Annotated in this window: 16 protein-coding genes; 9 read left to right on the forward strand and 7 right to left on the reverse strand. The window is 65.7% G+C overall.

The window, feature by feature from the left end; genetic code table 11:
• Positions 1 to 46: 46 nt before the first annotated feature.
• Entirely contained in the window at positions 47 to 781 is a 735-nt protein-coding gene (psmA, locus tag ACOZ4H_RS06040) for an archaeal proteasome endopeptidase complex subunit alpha (RefSeq protein ID WP_007188840.1), read from the forward strand.
• Entirely contained in the window at positions 781 to 1473 is a 693-nt protein-coding gene (gene psmB, locus ACOZ4H_RS06045) for an archaeal proteasome endopeptidase complex subunit beta (protein ID WP_424328442.1), read from the forward strand. The genes psmA and psmB overlap by 1 nt, the downstream gene beginning before the upstream one ends.
• Before the next feature lie 76 nt (positions 1474 to 1549).
• On the opposite strand, the gene ACOZ4H_RS06050 is transcribed toward psmB, so the two are convergent.
• From ACOZ4H_RS06050 to tenA, 5 genes are all read right to left on the reverse strand, one after another.
• A complete protein-coding gene (locus ACOZ4H_RS06050) occupies positions 1550 to 1945 on the reverse strand; it encodes a universal stress protein (protein ID WP_424328443.1) in 396 nt (131 codons plus the stop codon).
• 83 nt (positions 1946 to 2028) lie between these two features.
• Entirely contained in the window at positions 2029 to 2157 is a 129-nt protein-coding gene (locus tag ACOZ4H_RS06055) for a hypothetical protein (RefSeq protein WP_004957827.1), read from the reverse strand.
• The gene (locus ACOZ4H_RS06060; protein WP_424328444.1) at positions 2154 to 3662 is read right to left on the reverse strand and encodes a sodium:solute symporter family protein; all 1509 of its coding nucleotides are present in this window, start codon (positions 3660 to 3662) and stop codon (positions 2154 to 2156) included. Before ACOZ4H_RS06060 ends, ACOZ4H_RS06055 begins: the two co-directional genes overlap by 4 nt.
• The gene (locus ACOZ4H_RS06065) at positions 3663 to 4430 is read right to left on the reverse strand and encodes a TenA family protein (protein WP_424328445.1); all 768 of its coding nucleotides are present in this window, start codon (positions 4428 to 4430) and stop codon (positions 3663 to 3665) included.
• Positions 4427 to 5086, reverse strand: a complete 660-nt coding sequence (tenA, locus tag ACOZ4H_RS06070; protein ID WP_424328446.1) for a thiaminase II — start codon at positions 5084 to 5086, stop codon at positions 4427 to 4429. Before tenA ends, ACOZ4H_RS06065 begins: the two co-directional genes overlap by 4 nt.
• 199 nt (positions 5087 to 5285) lie before the next feature.
• Here tenA and ACOZ4H_RS06075 point away from each other — a divergent pair, with 199 nt between their 5' ends.
• Positions 5286 to 6209 carry a thiamine-phosphate synthase family protein gene (locus ACOZ4H_RS06075; protein ID WP_424328447.1) on the forward strand — a complete coding sequence of 308 codons (924 nt, stop codon included), beginning with the start codon at positions 5286 to 5288 and terminating at the stop codon, positions 6207 to 6209.
• Positions 6210 to 6231: 22 nt separating this feature from the next.
• Here ACOZ4H_RS06075 and ACOZ4H_RS06080 read toward each other — a convergent pair whose 3' ends face one another.
• Positions 6232 to 7203 carry a C-terminal binding protein gene (locus tag ACOZ4H_RS06080; RefSeq protein WP_424328448.1) on the reverse strand — a complete coding sequence of 324 codons (972 nt, stop codon included), beginning with the start codon at positions 7201 to 7203 and terminating at the stop codon, positions 6232 to 6234.
• A gap of 153 nt (positions 7204 to 7356) precedes the next feature.
• Here ACOZ4H_RS06080 and ACOZ4H_RS06085 point away from each other — a divergent pair, with 153 nt between their 5' ends.
• Both ACOZ4H_RS06085 and ACOZ4H_RS06090 read left to right on the forward strand, forming a co-directional pair.
• Entirely contained in the window at positions 7357 to 8760 is a 1404-nt protein-coding gene (locus tag ACOZ4H_RS06085; RefSeq protein ID WP_424328449.1) for a short-chain fatty acid transporter, read from the forward strand.
• A gap of 78 nt (positions 8761 to 8838) precedes the next feature.
• Positions 8839 to 10188 (forward strand): MFS transporter, encoded by a 1350-nt coding sequence (locus ACOZ4H_RS06090; protein ID WP_424328450.1) that lies wholly within the window; start codon positions 8839 to 8841, stop codon positions 10186 to 10188.
• 15 nt (positions 10189 to 10203) lie between these two features.
• Here ACOZ4H_RS06090 and ACOZ4H_RS06095 read toward each other — a convergent pair whose 3' ends face one another.
• Complete coding sequence (locus ACOZ4H_RS06095) at positions 10204 to 10332, reverse strand: hypothetical protein (RefSeq protein ID WP_312619959.1); 129 nt, start codon at positions 10330 to 10332, stop codon at positions 10204 to 10206.
• 146 nt (positions 10333 to 10478) lie between these two features.
• On the opposite strand from ACOZ4H_RS06095, the gene truD reads away from it, so the two are divergent.
• From truD to ACOZ4H_RS06115, 4 genes are all read left to right on the forward strand, one after another.
• Positions 10479 to 11861, forward strand: a complete 1383-nt coding sequence (gene truD / locus ACOZ4H_RS06100) for a tRNA pseudouridine(13) synthase TruD (protein ID WP_424328451.1) — start codon at positions 10479 to 10481, stop codon at positions 11859 to 11861.
• Between the two features lie 71 nt (positions 11862 to 11932).
• Entirely contained in the window at positions 11933 to 12628 is a 696-nt protein-coding gene (locus tag ACOZ4H_RS06105) for a phosphoribosyltransferase (protein ID WP_424328452.1), read from the forward strand.
• 389 nt (positions 12629 to 13017) lie between these two features.
• A complete protein-coding gene (locus ACOZ4H_RS06110) occupies positions 13018 to 13680 on the forward strand; it encodes a ribonuclease H (protein WP_424328453.1) in 663 nt (220 codons plus the stop codon).
• Between the two features lie 334 nt (positions 13681 to 14014).
• The gene (locus ACOZ4H_RS06115) at positions 14015 to 14275 is read left to right on the forward strand and encodes a hypothetical protein (protein WP_424328454.1); all 261 of its coding nucleotides are present in this window, start codon (positions 14015 to 14017) and stop codon (positions 14273 to 14275) included.
• Positions 14276 to 14524: the final 249 nt, after the last annotated feature.

The following is a 14524-nucleotide window of genomic DNA, read 5'->3' on the forward strand; positions in this document are numbered from 1 at the left end:
ATATAAGAGCAACCCTAACCTCAGGTGAACAACAACACGATACATCATGCAAGGAAACGAACAACAGGCCTACGACCGCGGGATCACTATCTTCTCCCCGGACGGACGCCTCTATCAGGTCGAGTACGCACGAGAAGCCGTCAAGCGCGGAACCGCGAGCGTCGGGGTCCGCACCGAGGACGGCGTGGTCATCGCCGCGGACCGCCACGCCCGGTCGCCGCTCATCGAGCGTGACAGCATCGAGAAGATCCACGAGATCGACTCCCACGTCGGCGTCGCCAGCGCGGGCCACGTGGCCGACGCGCGCCAGCTCATCGACGTGGCGCGCCGCCAGGCCCAGGTCAATCGTCTGCGCTACGACGAGCCCGCCTCCGTCGAGTCGCTGACGAAGGAGATCACGGACTACATCCAGCAGTACACCCAGACAGGCGGCGCGCGCCCGTTCGGTGTGGCGTTGCTGGTCGCCGGTATCGAGGACGGCGAACCGCGCCTCTTCGAGACGGACCCCTCGGGGACGCCCTACGAGTGGCAGGCAGTCGCCATCGGCGGCTCCCGCGAGGACATCCAGACGTTCCTCGAGGACGAGTACGCCGAGGAGATGGACCTCGAAGCCGGCATCGAACTCGCGCTCCGGGCGCTGGCCTCGGTCAACGAGGACGGCCTCGACGCGACCGGCGTCGACATCGCCACCATCGACGTGGAAAGCGAGCAGTTCGAAAAGCTCGCCGAGGACGACATCGCCGAGCGCCTGGAAGAGTTCGAACTCGGGGGTGAGAACTGATGTACGACCCCGAGAACCGACTGACCGACGCCTACGAACCCGAGGTCGGGAATCTTCCGAACGAGGACGGCGGCCGTGACGAGGAGAACGTCGTCAAGACCGGGACGACGACCGTCGGCATCTCGACGGAAAACGGCGTCATCATCGCGACGGACCGCCGCGCCTCCCTCGGTGGCCGTTTCGTCTCGAACAAGCAGGTCCAGAAGGTCGAGCAGATCCACCCGACGGCCGCGATGACGCTGGTCGGCAGCGTCGGCGGGGCCCAGTCGTTCATCCGCTCGCTGCGCGCCGAGGCCGACCTCTACGAGGTCCGCCGCGACGAACCGCTCTCGATTCACGCGCTGGCGACGCTCGCGGGCAACTTCGCCCGCGGCGGCCCGTACTTCGCCATCAACCCGATCGTCGGCGGCGTCGACGAAGAGGGCAGCCACGTCTACAGCGTCGACCCCGCTGGCGGCGTGCTCGAAGACGACTACACTGTCACCGGCTCCGGGACGATGGTCGCGACGGGGACCATCGAAGGGCAGTACGACCCCGAGATGAGCCTCGGCGAGGCTCGCGACCTGGCGATCCGGGCGGTCAACGCCGCAGCCGAGCGTGACACCGGGTCCGGCAACGGTGTCGTGCTCGCAGAAATCACCGACGAGGGCGTCGAAATCGACGCCTTCGACGACTACGAGACGGCCGAATAACCCGGCCACACCGGTGGCTGGGGCGTTTTGCGTTTTTGTACCCAAGTAGCCGCGGTGCCGTTCCGTCAGTCACCGCCTATTCTCGTGGAACGACCCGCATCGGGTAGTCAGACTGCCGCATGATGTCCTGCGCGACGCTGCCGAAGATGAGCCGGTCGGTCTGGCTCCGCTTGCGGACGCCGATGACGAGCTCGTCGGCGTCGACCTCTTCGGCAATGTCGAACACGTCCTCAGCGGGGCTGTTCCCCCGGATTATCTGGTACGTCTCGACGGACACCTGGTCGCCCAGACGGTCCGAGACGACTTCGAGCGCAGCCTTCCCGTCGGCGACCGCGTCAGATGGCGTACTGTCCCCGCCCGGCTGAGAATTGACCGCGTACACGCTGTCTTCCGGGTCGAGGACTCCTTCGAGGTACGAACACAGTATCTGGCTGACAGTCTCGGAGTTCGTCGCAAGCACGAAGGTCTGCATGTGCGATGCTCCGCACCCCATCATGATAAGTATGTGTCTTGTTACCATGAAAATCTCATCTTCAGGCTTTCACCGTGGTCGGGCTACTCGGTCAGAACAAGCCAGCCGACGGCGAGGAAGACGGCGAGCACGAGCAGAATCGACCCCCAGGCCAGCGCCGCGAACGCGGTTGACCCGAGCGCGGCGAGGGGGAGGACGGCTGGTAGAGTCATTGCTCGGACCCCCCGTCAGCCACCGGATCGTCGAGCGCGCGGACCTCCCGCCCGAGGCTTTCGAGGTCGGCGTCGGCCCCGCCGAGAAGCGTCGCAACCACGGTGAGGGCGGCCGAGACGAGCGTCGCGCCGGCGAAAGCAATGAGGAACGACGGCGCTGGCAGCATACTCCCGACGCCTGGCACGGCGGCGACGAGGCCACGGAGCGACGGGAAGTAGGCGAACCCGACAAGTAGCCCCGCAATGCCGGAGACTAACGCACCCGGCCCGGTGAGCCGCTCGGTGTAGAGACCGGCGAGGAAGGGCACGAAGACACCGGCGGCCAGCAGGTCGGCGGTCAGGAACAACTGGAGGACGCTGTACCCCTGTGCGCCGATGAAAATCGCGGCGAGCGCGACAGCGACGGTCAGCCCGCGGCCGCCGAGCCACAGGGTCCGCTGGTCGGGGTCGTCGAGCAGTCGGGCGAGGTCGGCGGTGACGACGCTGGCAATAGCGTTGAACATCGTGTCGGCCGAACTCATCACCAAGAGCACCGCGAGGACGACGATGGCGAGGGTCACCCACGTCGGGAACGCCTCCGCCAGCACGAGGAAGAAGGCGATGCTCGCCGAGCCGGATTCTGTGAGGCCCAGCCCCGCGGCGGCGATGCCGAACAGGCCGGCGAGCAGGAGCATCGGCACGACGACGACGGCGGCGATACCCATTCCACGCCGCAAGGCGCGCTCGCCGTCGGCGGCGTACACCCGCTGCCAGACGCCCTGGTTTAGCATGTTCGCGCCGAGGAGAGCGAAGGCGACGTACAGTCCGAACTCCAGACCGGGACCGAACCCCGGGTCGAGCAGCGTCGGGTCGGCAGACACCACCGTCGCGTGGAGCTCGCTCGCGCCGCCCAGCGAGAGAAGCGCGCCGCCGAAACCGACGGCTAAGAGCGGGAGGATGATCAGCGTCTGGACAGTGTCGGTGACGATGCTGGCGAGCAGGCCGCCGTAGGTCGTGTAGACGAGGACGAAGCCGCCGATGAGTAGCGAGGTCTGCCAGAGCGGCACGTCTGCGACGAGCGCGAGCGCGCCGGCGATGCCGGTCATCTCCGCGGCGAGGAAGATGAACATGTAGAACACCGAGACGAGGAGGACGAGCAGATACATCCCGGAGCCAAAGCGGGCGTAGGCGAACTCCGTCAGCGAGTGGCCCGCGGGCATCACCTCGCGGATGCGAGCGCCGACCGGGACAAAGAGGATGAGCGGAATCGCGCTGCCGATGGCGTAGCCCAGCACGGCAGGCAGCCCGCCGAAGGCGGCCCCGGCCTCGGCGGGGCTCAGCAGAATCCAGACGCCCATCATCGACGCGATGACCGTCGCGGCGAGAGTCCCGCTGCCGGCCGAGTCGCGGGCCGAGATGTACGTCTCCACCGAGTCGATGCGGCCGCGAGCGGCGAGCAGGCCGACGCCGGTGAACACCAGGACGGTCGCCGCGGTCAGGGCGAGAACGACAGCGGAGGAGACCATCTACGGGCTCACCTCGCTGTCGACTGTCGCTTGGGGGTTCTCGCAGGCCGTCTCGAAGAACCGCTGTTCGAGTGTGACCGTGCGGTCGAACAACGACGCGACGCGGGCCTCCCGGCGGGGCGAAAGCGTCGGCCCGACGGCGTCGAGTTCGCCCCGGAGCCAGTCGACGAACGCGACGAAGGAGTCGACGGCGTGGAGGTCCACCCACTCGGCGAAGTAGAACGGCAGCCCCATCCCCGCGCTGGGGAGGCCGTCGCTGTTCGGGTCGCCGTGTGTTTCCGCGGCCGCCGTCGCCCACGATTCGTATATCCACTCAGCGGGGACGAGCACGGCCAGCGTCTCGGCGTAGCCGCCCTCCCGGGCGGCGCGACCGAGCAGGTCGATGAACGCTGCCGTCGCCGGCGTCGGCTCGGGGTCCTGCCAGCGCTCGTCTGCGACACCCAGCGCGTCGAACGAGCGCTCGAAGTAGTCGTCTTCCTCGTCGGTCACGGTATCGAGAAACTCCACAAGCCGCCGTTTGGCGGCCATGTCTGGGGCCTGCCCGACCGCGTGGCCGAACGCCCCGACGAGTTCGTCGACGAAGGCGTAGTCCTGCACCAGATACGCCGCGAATACGTCCTCGTCAAGCGTGCCGGCTCCGAGTTCCTCGACAAAGCGGTGCTCGACGGCGGCGTCCCAGGTCGGCTGGCTCCGCTCGCGAAGCCACTCGGTGAATCGGGGGTCCGTGACGCGGTCGGCGTACGCCGAGTACGTTTCGGCCGTCGTCATAGCTCCCACCCCTCCTGCGTGTAGGCCATCTCCCAGAACCGGTGTTCGAGCTTCGCGCTCGTCAGAAATGCGTTCTCCATGGCGTCGCGTTGCCCGGAATAGCGCTCGCCACAGCGGTCGACGTACGCCCGACACCAGCCCGTCGCCTCGCGGAAATCGTCGCTGGTGTACATCTCGATAAAGGGCGTGTACCGGTGCTCGCCGTCGGCCAGGTCGGCCATGTGTTCGGCCACGTCGAGGTAACCCTGCATGCAAGGGTATAGCGCGGCAGCGATCTCCGCCTCGTGGCCCTCGTAGGCTGTCCGGACGAGGAAGTTCGTGTACGCCAGGCAGGTCGGGGCTTTTGCCGTCGACTCCAGTTCCCGCTCCGAGATACCGTACTCCGCCGCGAACTCCCGGTGGAGGTCCATCTCGGTGTCGAGCACCTGATGGGCGACCCCGAGCAGGTGCGTCATCGTCGACTCGTCGTTTGCCGTCGCGCCGGCGAGCGCGAACAGCCGCGCGTAGTCCTGCAGGTACCGGTAGTCCTGTTTCACCCAGTGTTCGAACGCTGCCTCGTCGAGCGTCCCGTCGGCCAACTCGCGGACGAACGGGTGGTCCTTCTGTGCGTCCCAGATGTCCTCACCGATGTCGAGCAGGTGGTCGCTGAACGCCATTGGTAGTCGATACAACACGCCCCGGCGTATTATATTCTGCTAATACAACCAGGTTGTATTCGGGCGATGAGTGACGCGCAAAGCGAGCCGCGGGATCTGACCGTCTCGGAGCTTTTTGCCTGTCTGCACCCGTCTATGCAGTCGACCGCATCTTTCGTAGTCCCAACTGCTAAACGAACCACGCCCCTCATGTCTGGCAATGACACTGCAGTTGCCGAGCGAAATCGTGGTCGAGCGATTTCTCCCGACGGCCCGGGCGATGCTTGCCACGGAACTCGACCAGAAGGGGTGGACTCAGCAGGATATCGCAGACCAGCTCGGGGTGACACAGGCCGCAGTGAGCAAGTACGCCAGCGGGTCGGTCACCATCGAGGAGCGGTTCCGTGAGGACGCCCGGATGCAACAGACTATCGAGCGAATCGCCGACGGGCTGGCCGCGGGCGAGATGGACGAGTACGCGGTGCTGGGCGAACTGCTCGCCCTGGTCCGTGAGTTCGAGGATCGGGGGCCGATCTGTGCGGTCCACGAAGAGGAGATGCCGGCACTGCAGGGGATGGGCTGTGACCTCTGCGTTCGGGGGACAGACACCGCGGTGCTGGAGGAACGGGCCGTGCTGTCGTCGGTCCGGCGAGCCACGCGACTGCTGGCGGACAGCGCCGTCGTCGTCGACGCCATCCCGAACGTGGGGATGAACGTCGGCATGGCGCTGCCGGACGCCGAGGACGCGCTCGACGTGGCGGCGGTCCCCGGCCGGATTCACGATCTGCGGGGGCGGGTCAACGTTCCGTCGAACCCCGAGTTCGGCGCGTCGGAACACGTAGCACGGACGATACTGGCCGCGATGGCGGTCGACTCCTCGCGCCGAGCGGCGCTCAATCTGACGACCGACGAGGCGCTCCTCGATGCCGCCCGCGAACGGGGCATCGACCCGCTGGAGTTCGACGCCGGCTACGAGGATCGGGACGAACGGCTCGAAGCGGCCTTCCGCGAACGCTGCGACGTCCCCCGCGTTATCTACCACAGCGGCGCGTTCGGCATCGAACCGATAACCTACGTGTTCGGCGAGTCGGCGGTCGAGGCCGCCGAACTCGCGGTCGAACTCCTCGACGGAGCCGACACGTAAACTGTCTCGGCCGCTGAGACCGTCAGAACCAGCCGGTTTCGGGGTCGATAGGATTCTCTGGCTCCTCGCCCCGCAGTACCCGGACGACGTCTTCGGCGACGGTCTGTGTCAGCTCGACCCGGGACTCCTCGGAGTACCACGCGACGTGGGGGCTACAGACGACGCTGTCGAGGTCGTGTAGCGCCGACTCCCCGGGTGGTTCCGACTCGCGCACGTCCAGCCCGGCCCCGCCGAGGCTCCCGCTGACGAGCGCGTCGTACAGCGCCGTCTCGTCGACGAGCCCACCCCTGGCCGTGTTCACGAGCAGTGCGTCCTCGCGCATTCGGTCGAGCGCGTCCGCATCAACCATCCCTCGCGTCTCGTCGGTCAGCGGCGCGTGCAGCGAGACGATGTCGGAATCGGCCAGCAGCGTCTCGAACGTGACCGACTCGACGCCGAGGTCGCCCATCCGGTACTCGGGAACGTACGGGTCGTAGGCGACGACATCGACGTCGAAACCCCGGAGCTTCGCGGCGAACCGGCTGGCGAGCTTGCCGAAGGCGACGAGGCCGACGGTGTTGCCGGCGAGGCGATGCATCGGCTGTCCGGCTGCCCACTCCCACTCGCCACGCTTGACCGACCGGTCGAACGTCGGTATCTTCCGCAGGCAGGCGAGCATGAGCGCGAACGCGTGGGTCGACACCTCCTCGACGGAGTACTCGGGGACGTTGACGACTGTCACGCCGGCCGCGACCGCCGCCCGCACGTCGATGTTGTCCACGCCGATGCCGGCCCGGCCCACCACTTTGAGCGAATCGGCGGCGGCGATGACCTCTGCCGTGACCTGCGTCCCGGCGTCGACGATCAGCGCATCCGCGCCTTCCACTGCGCGTGCGACGGCCGCTGGCTCTTTCGCCCCTGTCGTTTCGACGGTCGCGTCGACCGCGTTCAGCACCGCCGCCCGTGTCTCCCTGTTCATCACTTTGGTGTCCGAGACGACGATTCGATATGTCATACTCTAGCTTGCTGTGCACTCGGAATAAAATCATCCGTCAGAGCTGGTTCGGACATTAAGTCGCGGTGCCGCCGCGGCGCGACGGTGATCAGCACAGAACTGTCATAATAGTAGCAAACTTTTATGATATATTCGCGAGGAGGTGGTAACAGTATGTCGGCTGGTAACACAGGTGAGACTACCCTCGAACGTATCGGCTATCGACTCTCCGCGTGGGTAGAACGGTGGATGCCCAGCCCGTTCCTGTTCGCGCTCATCCTCAGCTACGTCGTGTTCCTGGCCGGCGTCGGCCTCACCGGCTCCGGCCCCGTCGAGATGGTCGGGTTCTGGTACGACGGCTTCTGGGCCTTCCTGACGTTCTCGATGCAGATGGTCCTCATTCTGATGACGGGCTTCGTCGTAGCGTACCATCCGCGTATCAACGCCGGCATCCGCCGACTGACGGAGATTCCCAACACCGGGAAACAGGCGGTCGTTCTCGTCGGCCTGCTGACGATGCTGCTTGGCTGGATTCACTGGGGATTGAGCCTCATCCTCGGTGCGATCTTCGCCAGGGAGATGGGCAAGACAGCCCACGAAAACGGCATCGCCGTCCACTATCCGGTCCTCTGTGTGGCCGGCTATCTCGGTCTCGGCCTCACCTGGCACTGGGGGCTGTCCGGGTCCGCGCCGCTCCTCCTCGCAACCGAGGGCAACGAGTTCATCCAGCAGGGCGTCATCGACGTCGTCGTCTCCGCCTCGGAGACCATCTTCCACCCCTACGGCCTCATTCTGACCGGCCTCTCGATAGCCTACGCCCTCGTCGTCCTCTACGTCATCACGCCGACCGGCGACCAGGCACGGGGCATCACGCACTACATCCCCGAAGACGACCTGTTCGAGTCCGCGAGCGACGGTGGCGTGGAAGCGACTGCGACCTCCCAACAGGTCCCGGCCGAGCGCATCAACCACAGCCGCGTTCTCGGGGGAATTATCGGCCTGACCGGCATCGCGCTGGTCGCCTCACAGTTCGTCCAGTCCGGCATCGACGCGCTCGGACTGAACATCGTCAACTTCGGCTTCCTGACGATTGGCATCTTCATCTACATGGACCCACAGACCTACCGGGAGAAGTTCGGCGAGGCGGCGACCGCTGCGTCGGGCATCGTGTTGCTCTTTCCGTTCTTCGCCGGCATCCAGGGGATGATGGCCACCTCCGGGCTGGCGCAGTTGATGGCGGGCGGGCTCATCTCGCTGTCCACGCCCCAGACGTTCCCGGTCATCGCCTGGCTCGCCGGTGCGACAGTCAACATCTTCGCCCCCTCCGGCGGCGGCGAGTGGATCATCCTCGGCCCGCCGATTCTCGAAGCCGCTCAGAATCTTGGGGTCCCGGCCGGCCAGGCGACGATGGCATACGCCGTCGGCGACGCCCACACGAACCTCTTGAACCCCTTCTGGGCGCTGCCGTTGCTCGCTATCACCCGCATCAAGGCCCGGGAGATGTTCGGCTACGCCATCGCGATGATGCTCGCTCTCACACCATTCCTGGCGGTCGTCCTGTTCGTGCTCCCGTACTGAGCAGGGGCCCGGCGGGACAGCTATGGCTCATTGCCCCTTCTTCGAGCGTTAAGTTGTTGGGGAAACTGCACTCGGATAATGGCAACCGAGACGGGAGCCGAGGAGGACGTGGACCTGCTCGACTCCTTCCGGCAGTTCTTCGCGCTGGAGCGGGACGTGCTCGTGCTGTCGCTGTCCATGCTAGCGTTCAGCCTCGCGTTCCAGATGACCAGCCGCTATATCCCCGAGTACATGCGTATTTTGGGGGCCAGCGCCGGCGTCATCGGCCTGTACGGGAGCGTCGGGAACCTCATCAGCGCGGTGTACCCCTACCCCGGGGGCGCGGTGTCGGACCGCATCGGTTCGCGGCTGGCGCTGACCGCTTTCGCGACGCTTGCGACGGTCGGTTTCGGCATCTGGTATCTCGCCTCGGTCGTCGGCGACATCACGCTCGGCGCGACGACGCTGCCGGCCTGGACGCTCGTGTTCGTCGGCCTCTTTCTCGCACAGGCCTGGAAGTCCTTCGGGCTGGGTGCGACCTTCGCCATCGTCAAGCAGAGCGTCCCGCCGGGGCGGCTGGCGATGGGGTTTGCCAGTACGGAGATGTTCCGCCGCCTCGGCTTCCTACTCGGGCCGCTCGCCGCCGCGGCGCTGCTCGCGACGACCGCAACCTTCGTCGATGGGTTCCAGCGGGTGCTCCTGGTCGCGCTGGCCTGTGGCCTCGTCGCCACCGTCGCCCAGCACTTCCTCTACGACGCGAGCGAGGACACGCTCGGGAAGTCCTTCGAAGGTATCGACCAGATACTCGCTGATCTGCGGACGATGCCGCCGACGCTCCGACCGCTTCTGGTCGCCGATACGTTCGTCCGCTTCGCCAACGGTATGGTGTACGTGTTTTTTGTCATCGTGGTCACGGAATTTCTCTCGGTGGGGTTCACCGGCTTTGGCGTGGAGCTACGGCCCGACGCCTTCTTCGGCGTCCTGCTCGGCGTCGAGATGGTCGTCGCCATCCTCTCGATGGCTCCCGTCGCAAAGCTCACCGAGTGGGCCGGCCTCAAGCCCGCCGTCGCGCTCGGCTTTCTGGTCTACGCCGTCTTCCCGCTCCTGCTCATCTTCGCCCCGGGGAACCAGTGGGTGCTGGTGTTGCTGTTCGCGTTCTCCGGCCTGCGCTTTGCCGGCCTGCCCGCCCACAAGGCGCTCATCGTCGGCCCGGCGGAACAGGACACCGGCGGCCGCGTCACCGGGACGTACTACCTGCTTCGGAACACGCTGGTCATCCCGAGCGCCGCGCTCGGCGGCTGGCTCTACGGGAGCGAGTGGGCAGTGCCCGTCGGCGATGTCGTCATACAGGCCGGTCCGGAACTGGCCTTCGGCGTCGCTACGGTCGTCGGCCTCGTCGGTGTGGCCTACTTCATCGCCTTCGGCAGGGAGTTCGAGGCCTACAAATAAACCGCCGTGCTGTGCCTACCACTCGTCGCGGGGCGGGAACTCGTCGCCACAGCGTGGACAGTACCGCATCGGTGCGCGGGACTCCTGGCCGTCCCTGTCGAACGTTATCTCCCGTCCACAGCTCTTACATGCTAGCTTTGGCATCGTGGTGCTCTCCGGTCGCCCGCATAGCCACGACCTACTCACAGGTAGTATGTGTGCCGTGATAACACTAGGTATCGGCAGTGGTGCGGGAGGGTGCCGAGCCCGCAAGCGCCAACCCTAAGCGCCGACCCGCAAACATTCAGTCAATGCGAGAGGCCCACCCAATCGAGCGGGCGGTCGGTATGGAGTACTACGTCAGCGACGCCGACGGGGTGGGCGGCCGCCTCCGCTCGTCGCCCGCGGATTTCCGCGTGCGGGAACTGGAGGCGTTCGACACCGAGCCGGTCGACGCCGACACCGGGGCGTATCCGCATCTCGTCTTCCGGGCGGAGCTTCGCAACTGGGAGACCAACGACTTCGCCAGCAAACTCTCCGACAGGCTGGGCATCTCCCGCGAGCGGGTGTCGTGGGCGGGGACGAAGGACAAGCGTGCGGTCACGACCCAACTGTTCTCAGTGAAGGGTGTCGCGGCCGAGGACCTGCCGGAGATCGGCGGCACGGACATCGAGGTTATCGGCCGCGCCGGCCGCCCCATCCTCTTCGGCGACCTGGCGGGCAACGCCTTCGAGATCGTCGTCCGGGACACCGAGAACACCGATAACGCCGCCAGCGTGGTGGCTGACCTGCGTGCGTTCGCCAGCGGGGACGACCCGCTATCGGGCGAAGACCGCTCTAGCGATCCCACACTGCCGGACGGCGAAACGACGGTCGGTGTGCCCAACTACTTCGGCCAGCAGCGGTTCGGATCGCGCCGGCCGGTCACCCACGAGGTCGGGCTGGCAATCGCCCGCGGCGAGTGGGAAGAGGCGGTCCTCGCCTACGTCGGGAACCCGAACAAGCGCGAACCGGAGTCGACGCAGGAGGCCCGCGCGTACGTCGACGAAACCCACGACTGGGCCGGCGCGCTGGACAAGCTACCCGGCGCGCTGGGCTACGAACGCTCCATCTGTCACCGGCTGGTCGAGAACGGAGGCGACGAGCCGGCGGACTTCCGCGAGGCGCTGGAGGCGCTGCCGTCGAACCTCCAGTCGCTGTTCGTCAACGCCGCCCAGTCCTACGTGTTCAATCGGATCCTCTCGGAACGGCTGGACCGTGGGCTCCCCTTCGACCGACCCGTCGAGGGCGACGTGGTCTGTTTCCGGGACAGCGACGCGCCCGAGGACTTCCCGATTCCGGACGCCGACCGCACCCAGCAGGTCACTGCCGAGCGGCTGTCGACCGTCGAGCGCCACTGCGAGCGCGGCCGAGCGTTCGTCACCGCGCCGCTGGTCGGGACCGACACCGAACTCGGCAGCGGCGAGCCGGGCGACATCGCCCGTGAAGTCCTCGACGACGTCGGCCTCGAGCAGGGCGATTTCGACCTCCCCGGCGCGTTCGACAGCGACGGGACGCGGCGGGCCATTCTGCTCCGGACGGATCTCGGTGTTGAGCGAGAAAACGCCGACCTCACGTTCTCGTTCTCCTTCCCGAAGGGGAGCTACGCGACGGTCCTCCTGCGGGAGTTCCGGAAGGGCGACCCCGACACGTAGCGGGCCGTTCTGGGCTCGGCAACTGATGCGGAATATGCAACGGTTAAGTCCGGCCACACACGCCATCTCGTATGGGCGAGCTACCGGACGAGTTCTCGTGTACCATCACCGACTGGGAGTACATCTACGGCCTCTGTCGAGACGTGGCCGACGACGTGAAAGCCGCGGAGTTCGAGCCCGACGTGGTCGTCGCACTGGCACGGGGCGGCTGGTTCGGCGGGCGCTGTCTCTGTGACTTCCTCGGCTTGGACGACCTGGCGAGTCTGAAAGTCGAGCACTACGTCGGCACGGCGGCGAAAGGTGAGGAGGCCCAGATCAAATACCCGCTGGCCGACGGCGCGGTCGAGGGGAAGGACGTACTGGTCGTCGACGACATCGCTGACACCGGCCAGTCCATCGAGACGGCCGCCGAGTGCGTCCGCGACCGAAACCCGAGCAGCGTCCGGACGGCGACGCTCCAGTTGCTCCAGACCAGCGACCACGAGCCGGAGTTCGTCGGCGAACGCCTCGACGAGTGGACCTGGGTCGTCTACCCCTGGAACTTCGTGGAAGACATGATCGAACTCACCGCGGGCGTGATGGCGAAGAGCGACCAGCAGACCCATACCGAAGACGACATCCGCCAGCTACTGCGGGAGTACCACGGCGTCAGCCGCACGAATTTAGAAATCGCACAGCCGAACCGACTGGGCGAGGTAACCAGCGAAATGGAACGACGCGGCGTCGTCGAATCGGCCGGTGACGGCTGGCAACTCACCGACGACTGACCCGCTCCACCGAGTGGCCCGACAGGTGCCGCTTGAATCGCTAGTCCCGCCGCTCGCTATCCCCGTGCTCCTCCGCTAGCCACAATAAAAATACAGTTAACGACGGGAACGGCCGTCGTCCCGGACGTACTCTAGCGCGCTGACGAACAGCTCCTTGTCGACCCGACCCTCTGACTCTTCGAGTCGTTCACGAATTTTCGTTGGAGTCATGTGTATTGATAACATGGAACTACGTCGATATAACTCTTTCTCACCCGCTAACAGATCCGGCGTGGGACACAGGGTTAAAATGGAAAGTGGTCTGTCCAGTAACCCGTCCAAACCACTGTACCGGGACGAGGACCCCATCGAGGGAATATATTTAATACCCTGCTTACCCAACGGAAACTATGGCCGCTTACGGCCGGCCGTCACTTCGAGACCTGTTCGATGAATCACCGACGCCGCACATCGCGCACCCGCCGCGGAGTCACCATCGAGACTTCTACATTGCCACAGACGGGTCGTTCAGGCCCCACAACGGCACGGCATCACCCGACAGCGGGTCGGACAGCCCGACGGGCGGGCTGGGTGTCGTCGTCGAGACTCTCGACGGTGAGCGCGTCGTCAGGCTGTCAGTCCCAGACACCTGCCCCGACAATAACGTCGCGGAGTACCGGGCGCTCCATCTCGGACTCGACGTGCTTGCGAGACGGGCGCCGCCCAACGCCCGCGTCGGACTGCTCATCGACCACGACCAGCTCGCCGAGAACGTGAACGCGGAGGTGCTGGCCTCTCATGGCTCCGCCTACGACCCGCCACACTCCGTGTCGGTCCCGCCGGCGACAGGGCTGCACTGGCGCGGAATCCAGGCTCGTATCAACGGGTTCGGCGAGGTCCGTGCCGCACGGATCTCCGGCGACCGTAACCCCGCCCATCCGCTGGCGAACGCACCCGACCAGTACGCACACGTCAACGGCGAGCCGGACCGGTGTGTCCTCCCTGACGCGCCGACCGTAAACGAACGCGTCCCGCCGCCGTCACGCGCGGAGCGTGGCGGCGCATCTGACTGACGGAACGTAGCCGGCAGCCGCGCCGACTGCGGTATCGCATTTTTCCCAGCGTCGCCGATAGCACCGCGTAGACGCATCGACTCCTCGTTCAGTACACGCCTACAGCAGTTTGCATTGTCACATGTGGCTGTGGATATGTATGAAACAACAACCACGGGTAGAAACCATCGGAGCGAGTGGCTTCGACGTTTTGTTTCAGTCGCGTTTCACAGCAGATAATCGCTATAAGTTATGAAGATAATGAGCCCCGTCACCACGTACGTTCAGGGAACGTCACACAGACCAAATTTTATGTATTAGAAATAGGATAGTATACGGTGGGAGGTGAGCTACGTTGAGTACCAGAACTAACGGACCGGACGGTTTCAGCGGACAGTACGCCGAGCAACTGTTGCCGCGTCAGTCGCCGACGCGGCACGACCTCGTCCTCGCCGTCATCCCCGCGGTGTTCGCCCTCACGCTCGTCGCCGCGGTCGTTCTGGGCCTCTCAATCCAGGCGGCAATCGCTGGCGCATCGCTCGTCGGCGCAGTGGCCGTCATCGATGCGCTCTTCATTCACCCACCCACCCGCGGTCGACGGCGAGGCGATACGTGACATCGCGTTCCGGCGACAGGCCTGAACGCTGAGTTTTTAACCGATTTCGGAACGAACCGCGCTCTGCGCGTTCCGTAGTCGATGCCCGAAAAAGGCGGTCGCGTCGATTACTCCTGTTGAGCGTCGACGACAGCGACGCCCGCGAAGTTCACCATGTCGCTCTCACCTTTTTCAGCGTCGGGTGTGCTCGCAGCACTCGCACACCACTCCTCGAAAAACGTGGTTCTCGTGAGCGGAGCGAAAGAGGGC

Origin of the sequence: Haloarcula amylolytica (assembly GCF_049705545.1) — an archaeon.
In the GTDB taxonomy this organism is placed as follows: Archaea; Halobacteriota; Halobacteria; order Halobacteriales; family Haloarculaceae; genus Haloarcula; species Haloarcula amylolytica_B.

Coding starts and splice junctions, on each gene's coding strand:
- ACOZ4H_RS06050 (WP_424328443.1), bottom strand. CDS start 1,945: ATGCAGACCTTCGTGCTTGCGACGAACTCCGAGACTGTCAGCCAGATA.
- ACOZ4H_RS06080 (WP_424328448.1), bottom strand. CDS start 7,203: ATGACATATCGAATCGTCGTCTCGGACACCAAAGTGATGAACAGGGAG.
- ACOZ4H_RS06060 (WP_424328444.1), bottom strand. CDS start 3,662: ATGGTCTCCTCCGCTGTCGTTCTCGCCCTGACCGCGGCGACCGTCCTG.
- ACOZ4H_RS06090 (WP_424328450.1), top strand. CDS start 8,839: ATGGCAACCGAGACGGGAGCCGAGGAGGACGTGGACCTGCTCGACTCC.
- ACOZ4H_RS06085 (WP_424328449.1), top strand. CDS start 7,357: ATGTCGGCTGGTAACACAGGTGAGACTACCCTCGAACGTATCGGCTAT.
- truD (WP_424328451.1), top strand. CDS start 10,479: ATGCGAGAGGCCCACCCAATCGAGCGGGCGGTCGGTATGGAGTACTAC.
- ACOZ4H_RS06095 (WP_312619959.1), bottom strand. CDS start 10,332: ATGCCAAAGCTAGCATGTAAGAGCTGTGGACGGGAGATAACGTTCGAC.
- ACOZ4H_RS06110 (WP_424328453.1), top strand. CDS start 13,018: ATGGCCGCTTACGGCCGGCCGTCACTTCGAGACCTGTTCGATGAATCA.
- ACOZ4H_RS06075 (WP_424328447.1), top strand. CDS start 5,286: ATGACACTGCAGTTGCCGAGCGAAATCGTGGTCGAGCGATTTCTCCCG.
- psmB (WP_424328442.1), top strand. CDS start 781: ATGTACGACCCCGAGAACCGACTGACCGACGCCTACGAACCCGAGGTC.
- ACOZ4H_RS06105 (WP_424328452.1), top strand. CDS start 11,933: ATGGGCGAGCTACCGGACGAGTTCTCGTGTACCATCACCGACTGGGAG.
- psmA (WP_007188840.1), top strand. CDS start 47: ATGCAAGGAAACGAACAACAGGCCTACGACCGCGGGATCACTATCTTC.
- ACOZ4H_RS06055 (WP_004957827.1), bottom strand. CDS start 2,157: ATGACTCTACCAGCCGTCCTCCCCCTCGCCGCGCTCGGGTCAACCGCG.
- tenA (WP_424328446.1), bottom strand. CDS start 5,086: ATGGCGTTCAGCGACCACCTGCTCGACATCGGTGAGGACATCTGGGAC.
- ACOZ4H_RS06065 (WP_424328445.1), bottom strand. CDS start 4,430: ATGACGACGGCCGAAACGTACTCGGCGTACGCCGACCGCGTCACGGAC.